We start from the raw sequence: 15269 nt of genomic DNA, 5'->3' as shown, positions 1-15269 counted from the left end.
CCAGACCCGCCTCCACGGTCAACCCTCCGCCGCTAAGCGACAGCACGCCGTCAATGCCTTTGCGACGCAGCAGCGTCGCTCCATCCATCTGGCCCGGATTGCTCGGTGGCGAAGGTAGCCGCGCCGTGCCGGTCGCCACCACGGTGTCCCCATAGCCGGGGGTCACCGACGGCTCATGCTGCACCACCCGAAGCCGCCCTGTTGCGGAGAGCCATCTCCCGCCAACGTGCGCTTCCAGCACGTCCAGGTCGAAACGGGCCTCGCATGCCTCGCTGGCCAGCCACTGGCTATCGCCGGCCAGCCTCACCGGCGGCAGTTCTCGGACCTCTGGATCGCTCGCAACCACCCCTCGGAGCTTGACAAGCTGCCCCTGGTCTCCCAGGAATCGCGCCACGTGGTGCTCGGGCCGTTGCCCCACGGCCGCGTCCAACCGCACCCAGCCCGCGCCCATAATGCCTATGTACAAGAAACCGAGCGCCATGCCACGGCGGCCCGCCCATCGAAGCAAAGGGAATAGCGTCAGCGCGCCAATCAGCGCCCCCCACACAGCCAGCGGCGGCAACCGCAGGAACTCTCTGGCCGCGATGCCCGCCGCGAACGCCACGGCTGCCGGCACCAGCGGCCGGTACGCCGGGAAGCGCCTCTTCTCATCTGGCCCCGCCTGCGCCATCTCGCTCACCCCGTCCGGTGGCCCAGCGATGCCGAGATGATACGCTGGGCGCCTGCCAAACGCAAGGGAGCTTACGCAGCGCGCGAACGGTGGTGGTGAATTATGGTGGATTCTCGGAAAATACCTTGACACCAGAGAGAGTCAGTGGTAGATTCTGGTGAACCATGGTCGAAACGGGGTCCCTCTGCGCCCGCTGCCGGTCCAGCTCGACATAAAGGCATCGCAGCTGGTGTTTTACGGCGAACATGAAACCTCCGTGGACGACAAGGGCAGGGTGATCATCCCAGCCAGGCTGCGCGACGCCGCGCGCGCAGCCGAAGGCGCCGTGGGCTTCATGATGACCCTAGGCGAGGACGGCTGCATTACGATCTACACCCCCCGTCGCTGGAAGGAGATCGAGGCGGCAGTGAACTCAGCACCTCAGAAGGCCGAGAGCAGCCGCCGTCGTCGGCGACTGCTCTTCACCCAGGCCGCCGAGGGCGACTGCGACCGCCAGGGCCGGATGCGCGTGCCCGCCTCGCTGCTGGCAGAAGCCTCGATAACCCACGATGCCGTCATCGTCGGCGTAAGCGACCAGATGGAGTTGTGGGACAGGGAGCGCTGGCGGGCGTACCGGGCCGAGATGCTCAATGAGCGCGGACGCGATGCCGAGGCCTATCCCTTGTGAGGCGAGTCACGTACTATATCTCGGGGGCGGGCTGGGGCTCAAGCCCTAGCTATTGTATCTTTAGAAAAACTTTTCAGCTTTCGCAGAAAATCGCTTGACGGCGCCGCGGTTACACTATACAATCCCCGTGCGTGGTAAAAAGTGGCCCGGAGTGGAAATCAGTGGGCACCCGGTTCATAGGCCAGTATCTCCAGAAGCTCGACACCAAGCACCGCGTCGTGGTGCCGCGAGCCTTCCGCGAGTTGATCGGCGAGGAGGAGATCCGTGCCGGCCTCTTCCTCACCCGCGGCCTCGACAAGTGCCTGTTCCTCTTCCCGGCCAGCCAGTGGGATTCTGTGGCCGAGGAGATCGCTGCCGCCGACCTACGGGGCTTCAATGCCCGGATGGTGCAGCGGTTTTTCTTTGGCGACGCCGTGCACGTGGACCCCGACAAACTCGGCCGCGTGCTGCTGCCCGACCACCTGCGGCAGCTCGCCGGCATCGAGGACGAGGCGATCTTCGTCGGCACGTCGAACCGCATCGAGCTCTGGAACCCGGGCCGCTGGAAGGCGCTCAGAGAGGCCCACGAAGCCCAGTTCGAGGAACTCACCGAGTCGCTCTACCAGCTCCGCCCAGCGGGCGAGGAATAGCGAAGTTTCGGGGGAGGCGGACTCGTTCTTTGGTAGGGGGATCTGCTAGCGGGGAAAGCAGGGCTCCGGGCGAGACGGGGAACCGGAGCCCCGCTTTCCAGCACACCACCGCCGCCGGCCACTGATGGGCGGGGAACCCAGGCCGGTGGCGTGGCATCCATTGACCAGTGTACATGGTCTGGATTCCGCTGTCAAGGGCTGCGTCGTCTGCCCTCACAGGCCTCTCCCGGCTGTGAAAGCAACACCGACCCGAGCGACGCAGGCCCGCGGAACGAGCCCGCCTCCTCTCTGTTCTCCTGAACCCGGCGCGAATGCATAAGTCCGTCCTGCTCGACGAGGTGTTGACTCTGCTGCGCCCTGCCCCAGGCCGCTGGTTCATTGACGCCACGGTGGGACTGGGGGGGCACGCCGGTGCCCTCCTCGAGCGGCTTCTCCCCGGTGGGCGGCTCCTGGGGCTCGACCTCGATGCCGAGGCCCTGGAACTGGCTCGGCAGCGCCTGGCGGCGTTCGAGGGGCATTTCGAGCTCGTGCACGGCAGTTTTCGCGACCTGGCCGAGCTGGCCGAGCGGCGCGCGGGTCGGCGGGCGGATGGAGTGGTGATGGATCTCGGGGTCTCAAGCTTCCAGTTGCAGCAGCCCGCCAAGGGCTTCAGCTTCCTGGTGGATGGCCCGCTGGACATGCGTCTGGACACGAGCCAGGGCGTTCCGGCGGCCCGGTTCATCGAGCGAGCCTCCCAGGCGGAGCTTGAGCGAGTGCTTCGGGAGTACGGCGAGGAGCGCTACGCCCGCCGCATCGCCCGGGCGATCATCGAGCGTCGCCACACCCTCCGCAGCACACTCGACCTGGCGCGCCTCGTGGAGGCCACGGTGCCGCGCCGCGAAGCCAGGATTCATCCGGCGACTAGGACCTTCCAGGCCCTCCGGATCGCCGTCAACGACGAGCTGGGAGCGCTGACGGCGGCGCTGGCCACGCTGCCCCGCTGGCTCGCCCCGGGCGGCCGCGTGGCTGTGATTGCCTTTCACTCGCTCGAGGACCGCATCGTCAAGCAGAGCTTCCGTGAGTACGCCAAGGCAGGCGTCGTGGCACTGGTGACCCGCAAGCCGATCCGCCCCTCGCCCGAGGAGGTGGCGGACAACCCACGCGCGCGCAGCGCCCGCCTCCGTGTGGCGGAGCGGCTGACAGGCTAGGCGGCCGGGCACTTCGGGGGACGGGACGCGATGGCAGGGCAGAATGGCCACAAGGCCCGGGTGTGGATCGTCGCGATCTTCCTCCTGGGCTTGTACTTAGGGCTTCTGGGGCGGCTCTACGTCATCCAGGGGATGGACCAGGGCCGGTTCCAGGACCTGGCCCAATCGCAGCACTTCGTGCAGGTCACGAAGCCCGAGCGGCGTGGCACGATCCTCGACTGCCGCGGGCGGCCCCTCGCCTGCTCGGCTCAGGTGCCCAGCGTGTTCGCCGACCCCAGGCAGATTGACGATCCCGAGGCCACCGCGCACCGCCTCGCCGAGTTCCTCGGCCTCGACGCCGCCCTCCTCCTCTCCCGCCTCCAGCAGCCGATGGGGCTCGTGTGCATCAAGCGGAACATGCCGCCCGAGCAGATCGCGAGACTCAAGGGCCACCCCGCGCTGCTCGAGCTGGGCGAGGCCCTGGAGTTCCGCGACTCAGCCCTCTACGCCCGCCCGGCCAAGGTGACGGACCCCGAGGCGGCTGCGGCAGCCCTCGCGCCGTTGCTCAACCGCGATGCCGAGGAACTGCGCACCGACCTCGACGGCCTTCGCCAGTTCGTCTGGGTCAAGCGCAAGGTGAGCGAGCAGGATGCCCGGCGCGTGATGGCCGCGGGGCTCGAGGGCGTGGGCATTCTGCCCGAGTACAAGCGTTCGTACCCCCAGGGCGAGCTGGCCGGCCAGCTCATCGGCTTCGTGGGAATGGACGAGGAGGGCCTCGAGGGCATCGAGCGAACCTGCGGCGGCCTGCTCGCCCCCACGCCGGGCCGCGCCAAGCTCCAGCGCGACGCGGCCGGCCGATACATCGCCGTGTCCGATGCGGTCCTCCACCCCCCACAGCCTGGGGCAGATCTCGAGTTGACGGTGGACTCGGTGATCCAGGGCTATGTGGAGGCCGCACTCGACGAGGTGTGCGACCTCTGGGGGCCCAAGGGCGGCGCCTTCGCCGTCGTGGTGGACCCTCGCACGGGCAGCGTGCTGGCGGCTGCGAGCAGCCCGGGCTACGACCCCAACAAGTACACGGAATACGAGCCCGCCGACCTCAAGCGCCGCGCCCGCGCACGCTACATCGTGGACTGGATGGAGCCCGGCTCGATCATGAAGCCGTTCGTGTTCGCCGGCGCGTTCAACGAGCGGCTCATCACCGAGGAAACGCCGATCTTCTGCGAGAACGGCATGTGGCTCATCGGGGGCACCCGCCGCTTCCGCGACGTGCACGCCTACGGCACGATGCCCGCCTCGCTGGTGCTCATCAAGTCGTCCAACATCGGCACCGCCAAGATCGGCCAGCGGCTGGGCCCCGAGCGGCTCTACGAGTACCTCACACGGTTCGGCTTCGGGCGGCCCACAGGCTTCGAGATGCCGGGCGAGAACCCCGGCAGGCTCAGGCCGCCGTCGCGCTGGACCAGCTTCTCGCTCCCCTCGATCAGCGTGGGCCAGGAGGTCTGCGTCACCTCGATGCAGATGGCGATGGCCTATTCGGCCCTGGCTAACGACGGCCTGCTCCTGCACCCCCGGCTGATCCAGCGCGTGCGGCGGGCCGACGGCACGTGGATCGAACGGCCCACCAAGGTCGTCCACCGAGCTGTTCCGGCCAGCGTGGCGCAGCGGGTGCGCCGGCTCCTGTGCGGCGTGGTCGAGGAAGGCACAGGCAAGGCCGCCCGGAATCCCGCCTACACCATCGGCGGCAAGACCGGCACCGCCCAGAAGCCGGTGGTCGGCGGCTTCTCGCGGACCCAGGTGATCTGCTCGTTCGTGGGGATGGCCCCCATCGAGAACCCAAGGCTCGTCGTCGTCGTGTCGGTGGACGAGCCGACGAAGTCCGCCGGCGGCAGGTTCTATGGCGGCACCGTGGCCGCACCCGCCGCCGGACAGATCATCAAACAGACTCTCGCCTACTGGGGGGTGCCGCCCGACAAGCCGCAGGCGCTCGTCCGCCTGGGCTACGGCGGCGACCGACCGAAGGGGACGCCATGAAACTCAGCAAGCTGCTCAAACCGCTGGCCGACCGTGAGCTGCGCCAGTACACCGACCGGAGCATCCAGGGCCTGACGCTGGACTCCCGCCGAGTGAGGCCGGAGTTCCTGTTCGCCGTCGTGCCGGGGCCGAACAGCGACGGCACCGCCTACGTCGCCGACGCGGTCGCTCGCGGGGCCGTGGCCGTGCTGGCTTCCCGCGAGGTGCCCGTGCCGGCTCACGTCGCGCTCATCCTGGTGCCCAACGTCCGCCAGGCGCTCGCGGACCTGTGCACCCATTTCCACGGCCGCCCGGCCGGCCTGGTGCGCACCACGGGCATCACCGGCACCAACGGCAAGACCACGACCGCCATGCTCGTGCACTGGCTGCTCGCCAAGGACGGCAAGCAGGCGGGCCTCCTCACCACGGTGCTCAACCAGGTGGGCTCGCGGCGCGAACGGGCTGCCAACACCACGCCCGAGAGCCCCGACCTCCAGGAACTCTTCGCCCAGATGGTCGAGCAGCACGTCCGCTACGCCGTCATGGAGGTGTCGAGCCAGAGCCTCGACCAGGAGCGCGTGCGGGGCGTGCCCTTCGCCGTCGCCGCGCTCACCAATGTCACGCCCCACGAGCACCTCGACTATCACGGCACCTTCGAGAACTACCTGAACGCCAAGGCCCGGCTCTTCTCGTCCCTCGCGCCCGGCGCCACGGCAGTTTTGAACGCCGACGACCCGCAGTGCGGCTTCTTCCGCGAGCGTCGCGGTCCGGGCAATGTGCTCACCTACGGGCTCCAGGCCACTGTGGATGTGACGGCCGCCATCGAGGGCATGACCATCGCCGGCACCACCCTGCGGCTGCACACCCCCGTCGGCCACGTGCGCACCCATTCCCCGCTCATCGGCGGCTTCAACGTCCAGAACATCCTCGCAGGCACCTGCTGCGCGCTCGCCCTGGGGGTCGGCCTCTCCACCATCGCCGAGGGGATCGAGCAGTTCACCGGCGCCCGGGGCCGCCTCGAGCGGGTGGACGAGGGGCAGCCTTTCACCGTGCTGGTGGACTACGCGCACAACAACGACGGCCTGCGCTCGGTGCTCAGCACGCTGAAGCCGCTGGCCGCGCCCGGCCGCCTGATCGTGGTCTTCGGCTGCGGCGGCGACCGCGACCCCTCGAAGCGCCCCCTCATGGGCGCCACGGCCACCCACTACGCCGACGTGACGCTGGTGACGGCCGACAACAGCCGCAGCGAGCGCACGGAGGACATCATCGCCGAGATCCTCGCCGGAGCCAACCCCCAGGCCCATTGCCTCGTGGAGCCCGACCGCCGCGAGGCCATCCGGCGGGCCATTGCCATGGCCGAGCCGCGCGACCTCGTGGTCATCTGCGGCAAGGGCCACGAGGACCACCAGGAGATCGCGGGCGTGCGCACCCGCTTCGACGATTGCAGCGAGGCGCGGCGCGCGCTGGGCCTCTTGCAGCGGCGCTCGAGGGCCTCGAGCCGCCACACACTCGGTGCGCCCGCGGCACACTGACGGAGCCCTGCCCATGGTCCGCACCCTCGCCGAGCGTCTCACCGCGTCCCCCTCCCCGGCCCGGGAGCTGGTGGAGGCGAACGCGCGCCTGGAGCGGCGGGTGGGCGAGCTCCTGCTCGTCCAGGAGGCGGCTCAGACCCTGACCGGGGAACTGCGGCTCGCCACCCTTCTCGAACTGGCGCTGAGCACCGTGGCATCGCTCACCGCCGCGCGCACGGTTTCGGTGCTCCTCGTGGACTCCGCCCGCCAGGCGCTGGTGCCGGCCGCCCGACGAGGGCCGAGCCTCGTCCCGGGCGGGCGTCGCGCCCTGAGCAGCGGGCTTGCGGGCTGGGTAGCGCGGCATCAGGTGCCGCTCTTGCTGCCCGCGGTGGAGGAGGAGCCGAGGTTCCGGGGCCTCGCCCGCGACGAGGGCATGGAGAGCGGCTCGTTCCTCGGCGTGCCTCTGGTGTTCCAGGACCGCCTGCTGGGCGTGGTGGCGGCCACCGAGAAGGCGGGCGGCCTGACGTTCGATGAGCGCGACCTTCGCGTGCTCATCTGCCTGGCGCCGCACCTGGCGACCGCCATCCGCAACGCCATTCTCTACGCCGACCTGGAGACCCAGGTCGCTTCGCACCGGCCCGAGCCGGCAGGACAAGGCCTATGAGAGCCACCGTGGCTGAACTGCTGGAGGCTACCGGCGGGAGCCTGCTGCAAGGCGACCCGAGCGCCGTGGTGACAGGCGTGACGACCGACTCGCGCGCCCTGGCCCCCGGGCAACTCTTCGTGGCGATCGTGGGCGAGAAGTTCGACGGCCACGGCTTCGTCCCCAGCGCCTTCCAGGCGGGTGCCGCGGCGGCGGTGGTGAGCCGCTCGCCCGAGGGCGTGCCGCCCCATCTGCCGCTCCTCCTGGTTCAAGACACTGTGGCGGCCTACGGAGCCATCGCCGGCTGGTGGCGGAGCCAGGTGCCGGCCACGGTCGTCGCCGTCACAGGCAGCAATGGCAAGACGACGACGAAGGAGATGATCGCGCTCGTGCTGGGCGGCCTCGGCGCCACGGTGTGCTCGGAGGCCAACCACAACAACCACATCGGGGTGCCGCAGACGCTCTTGCGCATCCTGCCCGAGCACCGGTTCGCCGTGGTCGAGATGGGCGTGAATCACTTCGGCGAGATGGCCCCGCTGGCCCGCCCCGCCAGGCCGAACACGGCCGTGATCACCAACGTGGGCCCCACGCACCTCGAGGCGTTCGGGTCCGAGGAGGGCGTGGCCCGCGAGAAGGCGGTTGTTCTCGACCATCTGGCCTCCGGCGGGCTCGCGGTGCTCCATGCCGACGACCCGTGGAGCCGAGGCATCGCCGAACGCCACTCGGGCCGCATTGCCACCTTCGGCTTCTCCCGCAGCGCGGATTGGCGGGCGACCCGAGTGCGCCAGGACGGCGACTGCCTGCGCTTCGTGGTCGCGCGAACGGGCGACTCGGTGTCGCTCCCCGCGGTGGGCCGCTGGCAGGCCAGCAACGCGCTCGCGGCAATCGCGGTAGCGGCCGAGATGGGCCTGGGGGTGCCGGATGCCGCTGCGCTCCTCGGCACCTTCCGGCCGCCCAAATGGCGCATGGAGTTGCGCCGCGCGGGCGCGCTGGCGGTGCTGCTGGACTGCTACAACGCCAACCCGGCCTCGATGCTGGGCGCGGTGGCCGAGTTGGGGCGTCGCCCGGGCCGCCGCGTGGCGGTGCTGGGCGACATGCTCGAGATGGGCGCCGCGTCGCCCGCGGCGCACCGCCGCGTAGGCCGGGCCGTGGCCGAGGCGGGCGTTCACCTGCTGTGCGCCGTGGGCGAGCAGGGCGAGGCCCTGGCGCGCGAGGCGGTCGAGGGCGGGCTCGAGCCGCGCAACGCCTTCGCGGCGCCCGGGCGCGCCGAGGCGGTGCGCTGGCTCTGCGGGCGGCTCCAGCCGTCCGACACGGTGCTCTTCAAGGCCTCGCGGGGCGTGCGCCTGGAGGAAGTGGCGGACGCCGTGATGGCCTGGGCCGCGAACGGCGCGGCGCGGGCCGAGGCCGCCGAAGGCGCGGGCCCCTGAGCGGGCGTCGAGGGAGAAGGCCATGATGGAACGCGAGACCAATGATTACTGGCTGCCGGCGGCCTGGCGTGGCGTGGCCTCCCCGGGCTACCTGCACCTGTCGCGGTGGCACTCGCTGGTCGAGGAGCTTGGCGGGCTGCGCGCATCCCCGGCCGGGGCCGGTGGCCCCGGTGGCACGCCGCCCGATCCCCTTACCAAGTCAGGATGCATGGACATGAGCGTGCTGGCAGAGGTCCAACCGTGCGAGCAACTCGATGAGTTGCGGGAGTTCGTCCTCACGCATCTGGCGCGGCACGAGCGGCTCGTGCTGATGCTGGTGCACGCCGAGGGCCTGAGCCTGGAGCAGACGGCCGAGGTGCTCGATCTGCCCGTGGCCACGGTGAGCCGAATCTACGCGAGAACGGTGACGGAGTTGCGCGCCCGCCTCCGCCAGTCGAGCTGATGGGGCGCTCTTGGAGGCGAGCGGTGGCAGCAACCGCATCGGGGCAAGGACGCAGGGCAGCAACGCGGGCGCCGGGGGCCGTCGCGCCGGTGCTACAGGACACGACGAGCGGCCTCCTGGCCGTGGTCGTGTCGCTGCTGGCGTTCGGCCTCGTCATGGTCGCCAGCACCGCGCCGGCGTCGAACCCCGCCCTCGCCCGCTTCCTGGTGCTCAAGCACACGCTCTGGCTGGCCGCCTCGTTCGTGGCCGGGCTGGCGGCCTATTCCGTGGATTACCACCACCTGAGGCGGTTCAGCATTCCCCTGCTCTTCCTGTCGTTGGGCAGCCTGTGCGCCGTGCTCTTCTTCGGAGCCACCGTGAACGGGGCGCGGCGCTGGTTCCGGTTCGGCGACTTCTTGAGCATCCAGCCCTCCGAGCTCTTCAAGGTGGCCCTCTGCCTCTACATGGCCGATTTCCTGGCCCGCGAGCAAGACAGGATCAAGACCTTCTTCAAGGGCTTCGTGCAGCCGATGGTGATCATGGGCGCCGCATTCGTGCTCATCCTGAAGGAGCCGGATTTCGGCACGGCCCTGCTGATCGCCTCGGTGACGTTCGGCATGTTGTTCGTGGCCGGGATCCGCATGATCCACGTCCTGCCCGCCGCGGTGGCGTCGGTGCCGCTGCTCGTCTACACGGCCATGCACATGCCTCACGTGTGGCAGCGGATCATGACGTTCGTGGACCCCTGGGCCGACGCGCAGGGCTCAGGCTATCAGATCGTGCAGTCGCTCATCGCGCTTGGCTCGGGCGGCCTGACGGGCGTGGGGCTGGGCGCCAGCCGCCAGAAGCTCCTCTATCTGCCGGAGGCGAACACGGATTTCGTGCTCTCGATCATCGGCGAGGAGCTGGGGCTGATCGGCACCGCCGTGGTCTTGATCCTCTTCGCGTTGCTCGTCTGGTGCGGCATCCGGGCGGCGCGGCGCGCGCCCGATCGCTTCGGCTCGCTTCTGGCGTTCGGCCTCACCCTGACGATTGGGCTCCAGGCCGCCGTGAACGTGGCCGTGGTGACTTGTTCCGCGCCCACCAAGGGCATCGCTCTGCCGCTGGTGAGCGCCGGCGGCTCGTCGCTCGTGGCCACCATGGTGGCGGTCGGGCTGATCATGAATGTGGCGTCGCACTCCGAGGCGGAGGCCCCGCCGCCGGAGCTCGGCGCCGTGAAACTGACGCGGAAACACGCCAGGGACACCGCCTAGGCGGCGACGGCGGCGCCCCGCGGGCCGCCTCCGTCGCGGGTGCGGGTTCCTGACCCCTGAGGGCAGAGAGATGAAGATCGTTCTGGCCGGTGGCGGCACGGGTGGCCACTTATTCCCGGGGCTGGCGCTCGCCGAAGAGGCCCGCCGGCGCTCTGCCGAGGCGCGCATCCTGCTGCTGTGCACGGACCGCGACGAGGCCTACGAGGGCACGCGGAGCGCGGGGCTGGAATGCCAGGTCATTCCCTCCATCCACACAGGGTCGCTCGTGCGGCGTCTGGCGGCGCTCGTGCCCGCTTTCGTGCGCGCGATGCGCGGGATCGGCCGTTTCGGCCCCGACGTGGTGGTGGGCCTGGGCGGCTACGGCTCGGTGGCCCCCGTGCTGTGCGCCGCGCTGCGGCGCATCCCGAGCGTCCTCCTCGAGCAGAACGTTGTGCCGGGCCGCTCGAACCGGTTCCTGGCGCGCTTCGTCAATGAGGTGGACACGCAGTGGGCGCAGTCCGTGCCCCGCTTCCGCACGGGCGCCCAGGTGCGGGTCACGGGCAACCCGGTGCGGACGTTCATCCAGCGGCGCGAGCGCGCGGCATGCGCGGCGCAACTGGGGCTGGACCCTTCGCTGCCCACTCTGCTGGTGATGGGCGGCAGCCAGGGTGCCCGGCCCCTCAACGATTTCACCATCTCGGCGCTGCCCCTGCTTGCCAACTCGGGGCTGCGGATGCAGGCCATCCATCTGGCGGGCGCCGCCGACTGCGACCGCGTGCGCGCATCTTACGAACACTATGCGGTGCCGGCCAAGGTCTTCGGGTTCCTGGAGGACATGCCGCTGGCCTACAGCGCGTGCGATCTGGCCTTCTCGCGCGCGGGCGGCACCAGCATTGCCGAGCTGACCGCCCTGGGCATCCCGGCCATCCTGGTGCCCTACCCGCACGCGATGGACAACCACCAGTTCCACAATGCGCGCGTCCTGGAGCAGTGCGGCGCGGCCCTGCTGCTCGAGCAGGCTACTCTCTCGCCGCATCGGCTGGCGCACCATCTGACCGCGCTGCTGGGCGACCGCGAACGGCTGGAGGCCATGGGCCGCCAGAGCCGGGCCATGGGCGTGCCACGCGCCGCGGCGATCATCGCCGACCGGCTGGAGGCGGTGGCCGCCGAGCGGAACGGGCGGCACGGGCGCCGTCTCTGGCGTTGGCTCGAGAGACGCGGCAAGGCGAAAACCGTGTGAGCTGAGGCAGCCATGAGCATGCGATTCGACGGAAGGCACATCCACTTCGTGGGCATGGGCGGCGTGGGCATGAGCGCCGTGGCGCACATGGCCCTCGACTGCGGGGCCCGAGTGTCGGGCTGCGACGCCAAGGACGGCCCCGTGCTGCGCCTCCTGGCCGAGCGCGGTTGCCGCACCCACCTGGGCCACGACCCCGCGCACCTCGAGGGCGTCGAGATGGTCGTCCACTCCTCGGCCATTGCGGCGGCCAGTCCCGAGATCCAGGCGGCCCTGCACCGCTGCATCCCGGTCGTCACGCGGGCCCGCATGCTGGCCCGCTTCACGGCCGACTGCTCGCTCATCACGGTGGCCGGGGCGCACGGCAAGACCACCACCACCTGGATCGCCAGCAAGCTCCTCCTGGAGGCGCACCTGGACCCCTCGGTGATGGTCGGCGGCATGGTCCGCGAACTCGGGGGCAACTACCGCCTGGGCGGCAGCCCGTTCTTCGTCACCGAGGTGGATGAGAGCGACGGCTCGCTCCTGGAGTTCACCCCGCGCTACTCCATCGTGACCAACGTGGACCTCGAGCACGTGGACCGCTACCCGGACCTGGCGGCCGTGCAGGAGACCTTCCGCTGCTTCCTGGCTCGCACGCGGCGCGACGGCTGCGCGATCGTGTGCGCCGACAGCGCCCCGGCCATGGAAGTCCTCGACGCCTGCCCGGCACCCGTGCTCACTTATGGCTTCGACACGGCGGCCCAGTTCCAGGCGATCAACGTCCATGCCAACGGCGAGAGTTCCACCTTCGACGTCCGCCGCCCCCGCGACGTGCTGCGCGGCCTCACGCTCACGCTGCCCGGCCTGCACAACGTGCAGAACGCCCTGGCCTGCGTGGCGCTGGCTTCGGCCCTGGGCATTCCCGACGAGGCGCTGCGCAGCGCCTTCGGGCGCGTGGCCAGCGTGGGCCGCCGGATGGAGCGCAAGGGCGCCGCCAGCGGGGTCACCATGATTGACGACTACGGCCACCACCCCGCCGAGATTCGCGCGACGCTGGGCGCCGCGCGCGGCCTGGCGCGCGGGCGCCTCCTCGGCGTCTTCCAGCCGCACCGCTACACGCGCACCTACCATCTCAGCGAGCGCTTCGGCGACTGCTTCGACGGCCTCGACTACCTCGTGCTTCTGCCCATCTACGGCGCCGGAGAGCCGCCCCTGGAGGGCGTGAGCACGCAGGCCATCGAGAGCGCCATCCGCCGCCACGGCCGGGTCGCCTGCTCGTGCTTCAACGACTGGGACTCGGCCCGCCGGCACCTCATCGGCCTGCTGCGGCCCGGCGACACGCTGCTGACGATCGGCGCAGGCGATGTGGACCATTTCGGCGAGCAGGTGCTCGACGACCTTCGAAAGCGAGGGACCTGATGAGCCCACATCCGTTCCATGACCTGGCCGCCTTCACGCGCGAGAATGAGCCCATGGCCCACCACACCTCGTTCCGCGTGGGGGGGCCCGTGCGCTATTACGTGGAGCCGCGCGACTGGGACGCCTTGCCGATCGTCTTCGAGCGCGGCGTCGCCGCCGGGCTGCCCATCCGCATCCTGGGGCGTGGCTCGAACATCCTGGTCACCGACGAGCCGCACCCCTGGCTCGTAGTCTCGACGCAGCACCTGGGCGACTTGCGGCACAGGGGCACCTGCATCGAGGCCGGCGCCGGCCTGTATCTGCCGCGCCTGGTCGCCGCGGCCGAAGCCTGGGGCCTCGGGGGCCTCGAGCCACTGGCCGGCATCCCCGGCTCCGTGGGCGGAGCCGTCGCCATGAACGCCGGCGGCCGCTACGGCCGCGTCTCGGACCGCCTGATCGGGGCCATGGTGGTCCCTCCAGGCGGAACACCCCGCTGGATGGATGCGCCGGACCTCGGGTTCGAGTACCGCCACTCGATCGTCCCCCACACCGGGCTCTTCGTGCTCTCGGCCACGTTCCAGCTCGACAAGACGCCGCGCGGCTACCTCCAGGAGCGGCGCCTGAGCATCCTCGCCGAGAAGCACGCCTCGCAGCCGATGGATGCCGCCAGCGCCGGGTGCGTCTTCAAGAATCCCCCGGGGCAGAGCGCCGGCCGCCTCATTGACCAGGCGGGGCTGAAGGGCACGCGCGTGGGCGGAGCCTGCGTGTCCCATAAACATGCCAACTTCATCGTCAACGAAGGCCCTGATACCACGGCAACCGACGTGTTGCAGCTCATCCAGATCGTCGCCGCGCGGGTCCGTGCGGCCTTCGGCGTCAGCCTGGAGCTGGAGATCGACGTCTGGAGCACCGACCCAGAAAGGAGCACTGCCCATGCGTGAGACCAGGAAGCCCCGGGTGGGGGTCCTCTACGGTGGAATCTCCGCGGAGCGCGAGGTGTCGCTGAGATCGGGCGAGGCCGTCGCCAACGCGCTCGCGAGCCTCGGGTACCCCGTCGAGCGAATTGACGTTCTCGAGGCCCCGATCAGCAGCCTGACGCAGGAGCGGATGGACGTGGCGTTCATCGCCCTCCACGGCACATTCGGCGAGGACGGCGGCATCCAGTCGGTCCTCGAGGTCATGGGCGTGCCGTACACCGGCTCCGGCGTCACGGCCAGCCGGCTGGCGATGGACAAGGTGGCCACGAAGAACTGCTTCCGCCGCGCCGGGGTGCCGACGGCGGCCTTCGTGGAACTCGAGGCCGCCTGGCCCCAGGAGCGCAAGGTGGCCGCCATCGCGCCGCTGGGGCTTCCGGTGGTCGTCAAGCCGGCCGCCCAGGGCTCCAGCGTGGGCGTGAGCATCGTCGAGGCGGAGGCCCAGCTCCCGGGCGCCGTGGCCCGCGCGCTGGAGTTCGACGAGCGGGCCATCGCCGAGGAGTACATCGGCGGCCGCGAGCTCACCGTGGGGGTGCTGGGCGATCGCGCGCTGCCGATCATCGAGCTCCTCTACAGGGGCCGGCTCTTCACCTGGAAGATCAAGTACACCAAGAACGCCGCGCGCCACGTGGTCAACCCCGAGCTGCCCGCCGGCCTGGCCGAGCGCGTGCAGGACCTGGCCTTGCAGGCCCATCGGAGCCTCGGGTGCCGCGGCTGCTCGCGGGTGGACTTCCGCCTCGACGCCGACCACAACCCCTTCGTGCTGGAGGTGAACACCATCCCCGGCATGACCGAGACGAGCCTGCTGCCCGACGCCGCGGCCGCCGTCGGCATCCCCTTTGCCGAGCTGTGCCGGGTGATCGTGGAGATGGCGCTCCGGGCCGGTCGCCGCGGCGCCGCCAGGCCCCGGAAGCGCACCGCCGCCCCCGTGCCCGTGCGGGCATGAGCCTATTGCGTTAGTGGAGCAAGACCGTGGGTGCAAGAAACAAGAAGATCAAGGAAGGCGCCTGGCCGGGCCTGCGTGGCAGCCTGGGCTGGCTGGCCGCCAAGATGCGGCTGGGCATCCTCTCGCTCGGCCTCCAGGGCGCCCTCGTGGTGGCCCTCGTCATCGCGGCGTTCCTCGGCATCCGCCTGGCGCGCGGCCAGGCGGCCCGCCTGCCGCAGTTCTGCGTCTACCCGGCGCAGCTTCGGGCCCAGGCGCCGCCCTGGTGCGCGCCGCAGCTCGAGCAGGTGCAGTTTCCGCGCGACTGCTACAGCATCTTCGACCCGCACCTGACGCGCGACGTCGCCGAAGCCTAT

At 70.5% G+C, this 15269-nt stretch carries 15 protein-coding genes; 14 read left to right on the top strand and 1 reads right to left on the bottom strand.

Annotated elements, in window-relative coordinates; translation table 11 throughout:
• On the bottom strand, window positions 1–670 hold a 670-nt coding region (locus PLE19_12475; protein ID HPD15762.1), incomplete at its 3' end, for a ComEC/Rec2 family competence protein.
• 229 nt (window positions 671–899) lie between these two features.
• On the opposite strand from PLE19_12475, the gene mraZ (PLE19_12470) reads away from it, so the two are divergent.
• The 14 genes from mraZ (PLE19_12470) to PLE19_12405 form a co-directional block, all read left to right on the top strand.
• Window positions 900–1337: a division/cell wall cluster transcriptional repressor MraZ gene (gene mraZ / locus PLE19_12470; protein HPD15761.1), complete on the top strand. Its 438-nt coding sequence runs from the start codon at window positions 900–902 to the stop codon at window positions 1335–1337.
• A 161-nt stretch (window positions 1338–1498) separates the two neighbouring features.
• A complete protein-coding gene (gene mraZ, locus PLE19_12465; protein HPD15760.1) occupies window positions 1499–1966 on the top strand; it encodes a division/cell wall cluster transcriptional repressor MraZ in 468 nt (155 codons plus the stop codon).
• A gap of 311 nt (window positions 1967–2277) precedes the next feature.
• Window positions 2278–3153 carry a 16S rRNA (cytosine(1402)-N(4))-methyltransferase RsmH gene (gene rsmH, locus PLE19_12460; GenBank protein HPD15759.1) on the top strand — a complete coding sequence of 292 codons (876 nt, stop codon included), beginning with the start codon at window positions 2278–2280 and terminating at the stop codon, window positions 3151–3153.
• Between the two features lie 30 nt (window positions 3154–3183).
• Entirely contained in the window at window positions 3184–5166 is a 1983-nt protein-coding gene (locus tag PLE19_12455; protein HPD15758.1) for a penicillin-binding protein 2, read from the top strand.
• Window positions 5163–6677, top strand: a complete 1515-nt coding sequence (locus PLE19_12450) for a UDP-N-acetylmuramoyl-L-alanyl-D-glutamate--2,6-diaminopimelate ligase (protein HPD15757.1) — start codon at window positions 5163–5165, stop codon at window positions 6675–6677. Before PLE19_12455 ends, PLE19_12450 begins: the two co-directional genes overlap by 4 nt.
• A 13-nt stretch (window positions 6678–6690) precedes the next feature.
• Entirely contained in the window at window positions 6691–7320 is a 630-nt protein-coding gene (locus PLE19_12445) for a GAF domain-containing protein (GenBank protein HPD15756.1), read from the top strand.
• An 8-nt stretch (window positions 7321–7328) separates the two neighbouring features.
• Window positions 7329–8726: a UDP-N-acetylmuramoyl-tripeptide--D-alanyl-D-alanine ligase gene (gene murF, locus PLE19_12440; protein ID HPD15755.1), complete on the top strand. Its 1398-nt coding sequence runs from the start codon at window positions 7329–7331 to the stop codon at window positions 8724–8726.
• 22 nt (window positions 8727–8748) lie between these two features.
• Window positions 8749–9168, top strand: a complete 420-nt coding sequence (locus tag PLE19_12435; GenBank protein HPD15754.1) for a sigma-70 family RNA polymerase sigma factor — start codon at window positions 8749–8751, stop codon at window positions 9166–9168.
• A gap of 23 nt (window positions 9169–9191) precedes the next feature.
• On the top strand, window positions 9192–10400 hold the full coding sequence (gene ftsW / locus PLE19_12430; GenBank protein HPD15753.1) for a putative lipid II flippase FtsW: 1209 nt from the start codon (window positions 9192–9194) through the stop codon (window positions 10398–10400).
• 70 nt (window positions 10401–10470) lie between these two features.
• A complete protein-coding gene (gene murG, locus PLE19_12425) occupies window positions 10471–11619 on the top strand; it encodes an undecaprenyldiphospho-muramoylpentapeptide beta-N-acetylglucosaminyltransferase (protein ID HPD15752.1) in 1149 nt (382 codons plus the stop codon).
• A 12-nt stretch (window positions 11620–11631) separates the two neighbouring features.
• On the top strand, window positions 11632–13017 hold the full coding sequence (murC, locus tag PLE19_12420) for a UDP-N-acetylmuramate--L-alanine ligase (protein ID HPD15751.1): 1386 nt from the start codon (window positions 11632–11634) through the stop codon (window positions 13015–13017).
• Window positions 13017–13937, top strand: a complete 921-nt coding sequence (murB, locus tag PLE19_12415) for a UDP-N-acetylmuramate dehydrogenase (protein ID HPD15750.1) — start codon at window positions 13017–13019, stop codon at window positions 13935–13937. Before murC ends, murB begins: the two co-directional genes overlap by 1 nt.
• Window positions 13930–14916, top strand: a complete 987-nt coding sequence (locus PLE19_12410) for a D-alanine--D-alanine ligase (protein ID HPD15749.1) — start codon at window positions 13930–13932, stop codon at window positions 14914–14916. The genes murB and PLE19_12410 overlap by 8 nt, the downstream gene beginning before the upstream one ends.
• Before the next feature lie 26 nt (window positions 14917–14942).
• On the top strand, window positions 14943–15269 hold a 327-nt coding region (locus PLE19_12405), incomplete at its 3' end, for a hypothetical protein (GenBank protein ID HPD15748.1).

The sequence above is a fragment of the Planctomycetota bacterium genome, assembly GCA_035384565.1.
GTDB lineage: Bacteria > Planctomycetota > PUPC01 > DSUN01 > DSUN01 > DAOOIT01.
Note: the sequence above shows the minus strand (reverse complement) of the source record. Positions and strands in the feature narration are given on the sequence as shown.

Coding starts and splice junctions, on each gene's coding strand:
- rsmH (HPD15759.1), top strand. CDS start 2,278: ATGCATAAGTCCGTCCTGCTCGACGAGGTGTTGACTCTGCTGCGCCCT.
- PLE19_12455 (HPD15758.1), top strand. CDS start 3,184: ATGGCAGGGCAGAATGGCCACAAGGCCCGGGTGTGGATCGTCGCGATC.
- PLE19_12450 (HPD15757.1), top strand. CDS start 5,163: ATGAAACTCAGCAAGCTGCTCAAACCGCTGGCCGACCGTGAGCTGCGC.
- PLE19_12445 (HPD15756.1), top strand. CDS start 6,691: ATGGTCCGCACCCTCGCCGAGCGTCTCACCGCGTCCCCCTCCCCGGCC.
- PLE19_12435 (HPD15754.1), top strand. CDS start 8,749: ATGATGGAACGCGAGACCAATGATTACTGGCTGCCGGCGGCCTGGCGT.
- murG (HPD15752.1), top strand. CDS start 10,471: ATGAAGATCGTTCTGGCCGGTGGCGGCACGGGTGGCCACTTATTCCCG.
- murC (HPD15751.1), top strand. CDS start 11,632: ATGAGCATGCGATTCGACGGAAGGCACATCCACTTCGTGGGCATGGGC.
- murB (HPD15750.1), top strand. CDS start 13,017: ATGAGCCCACATCCGTTCCATGACCTGGCCGCCTTCACGCGCGAGAAT.
- PLE19_12410 (HPD15749.1), top strand. CDS start 13,930: ATGCGTGAGACCAGGAAGCCCCGGGTGGGGGTCCTCTACGGTGGAATC.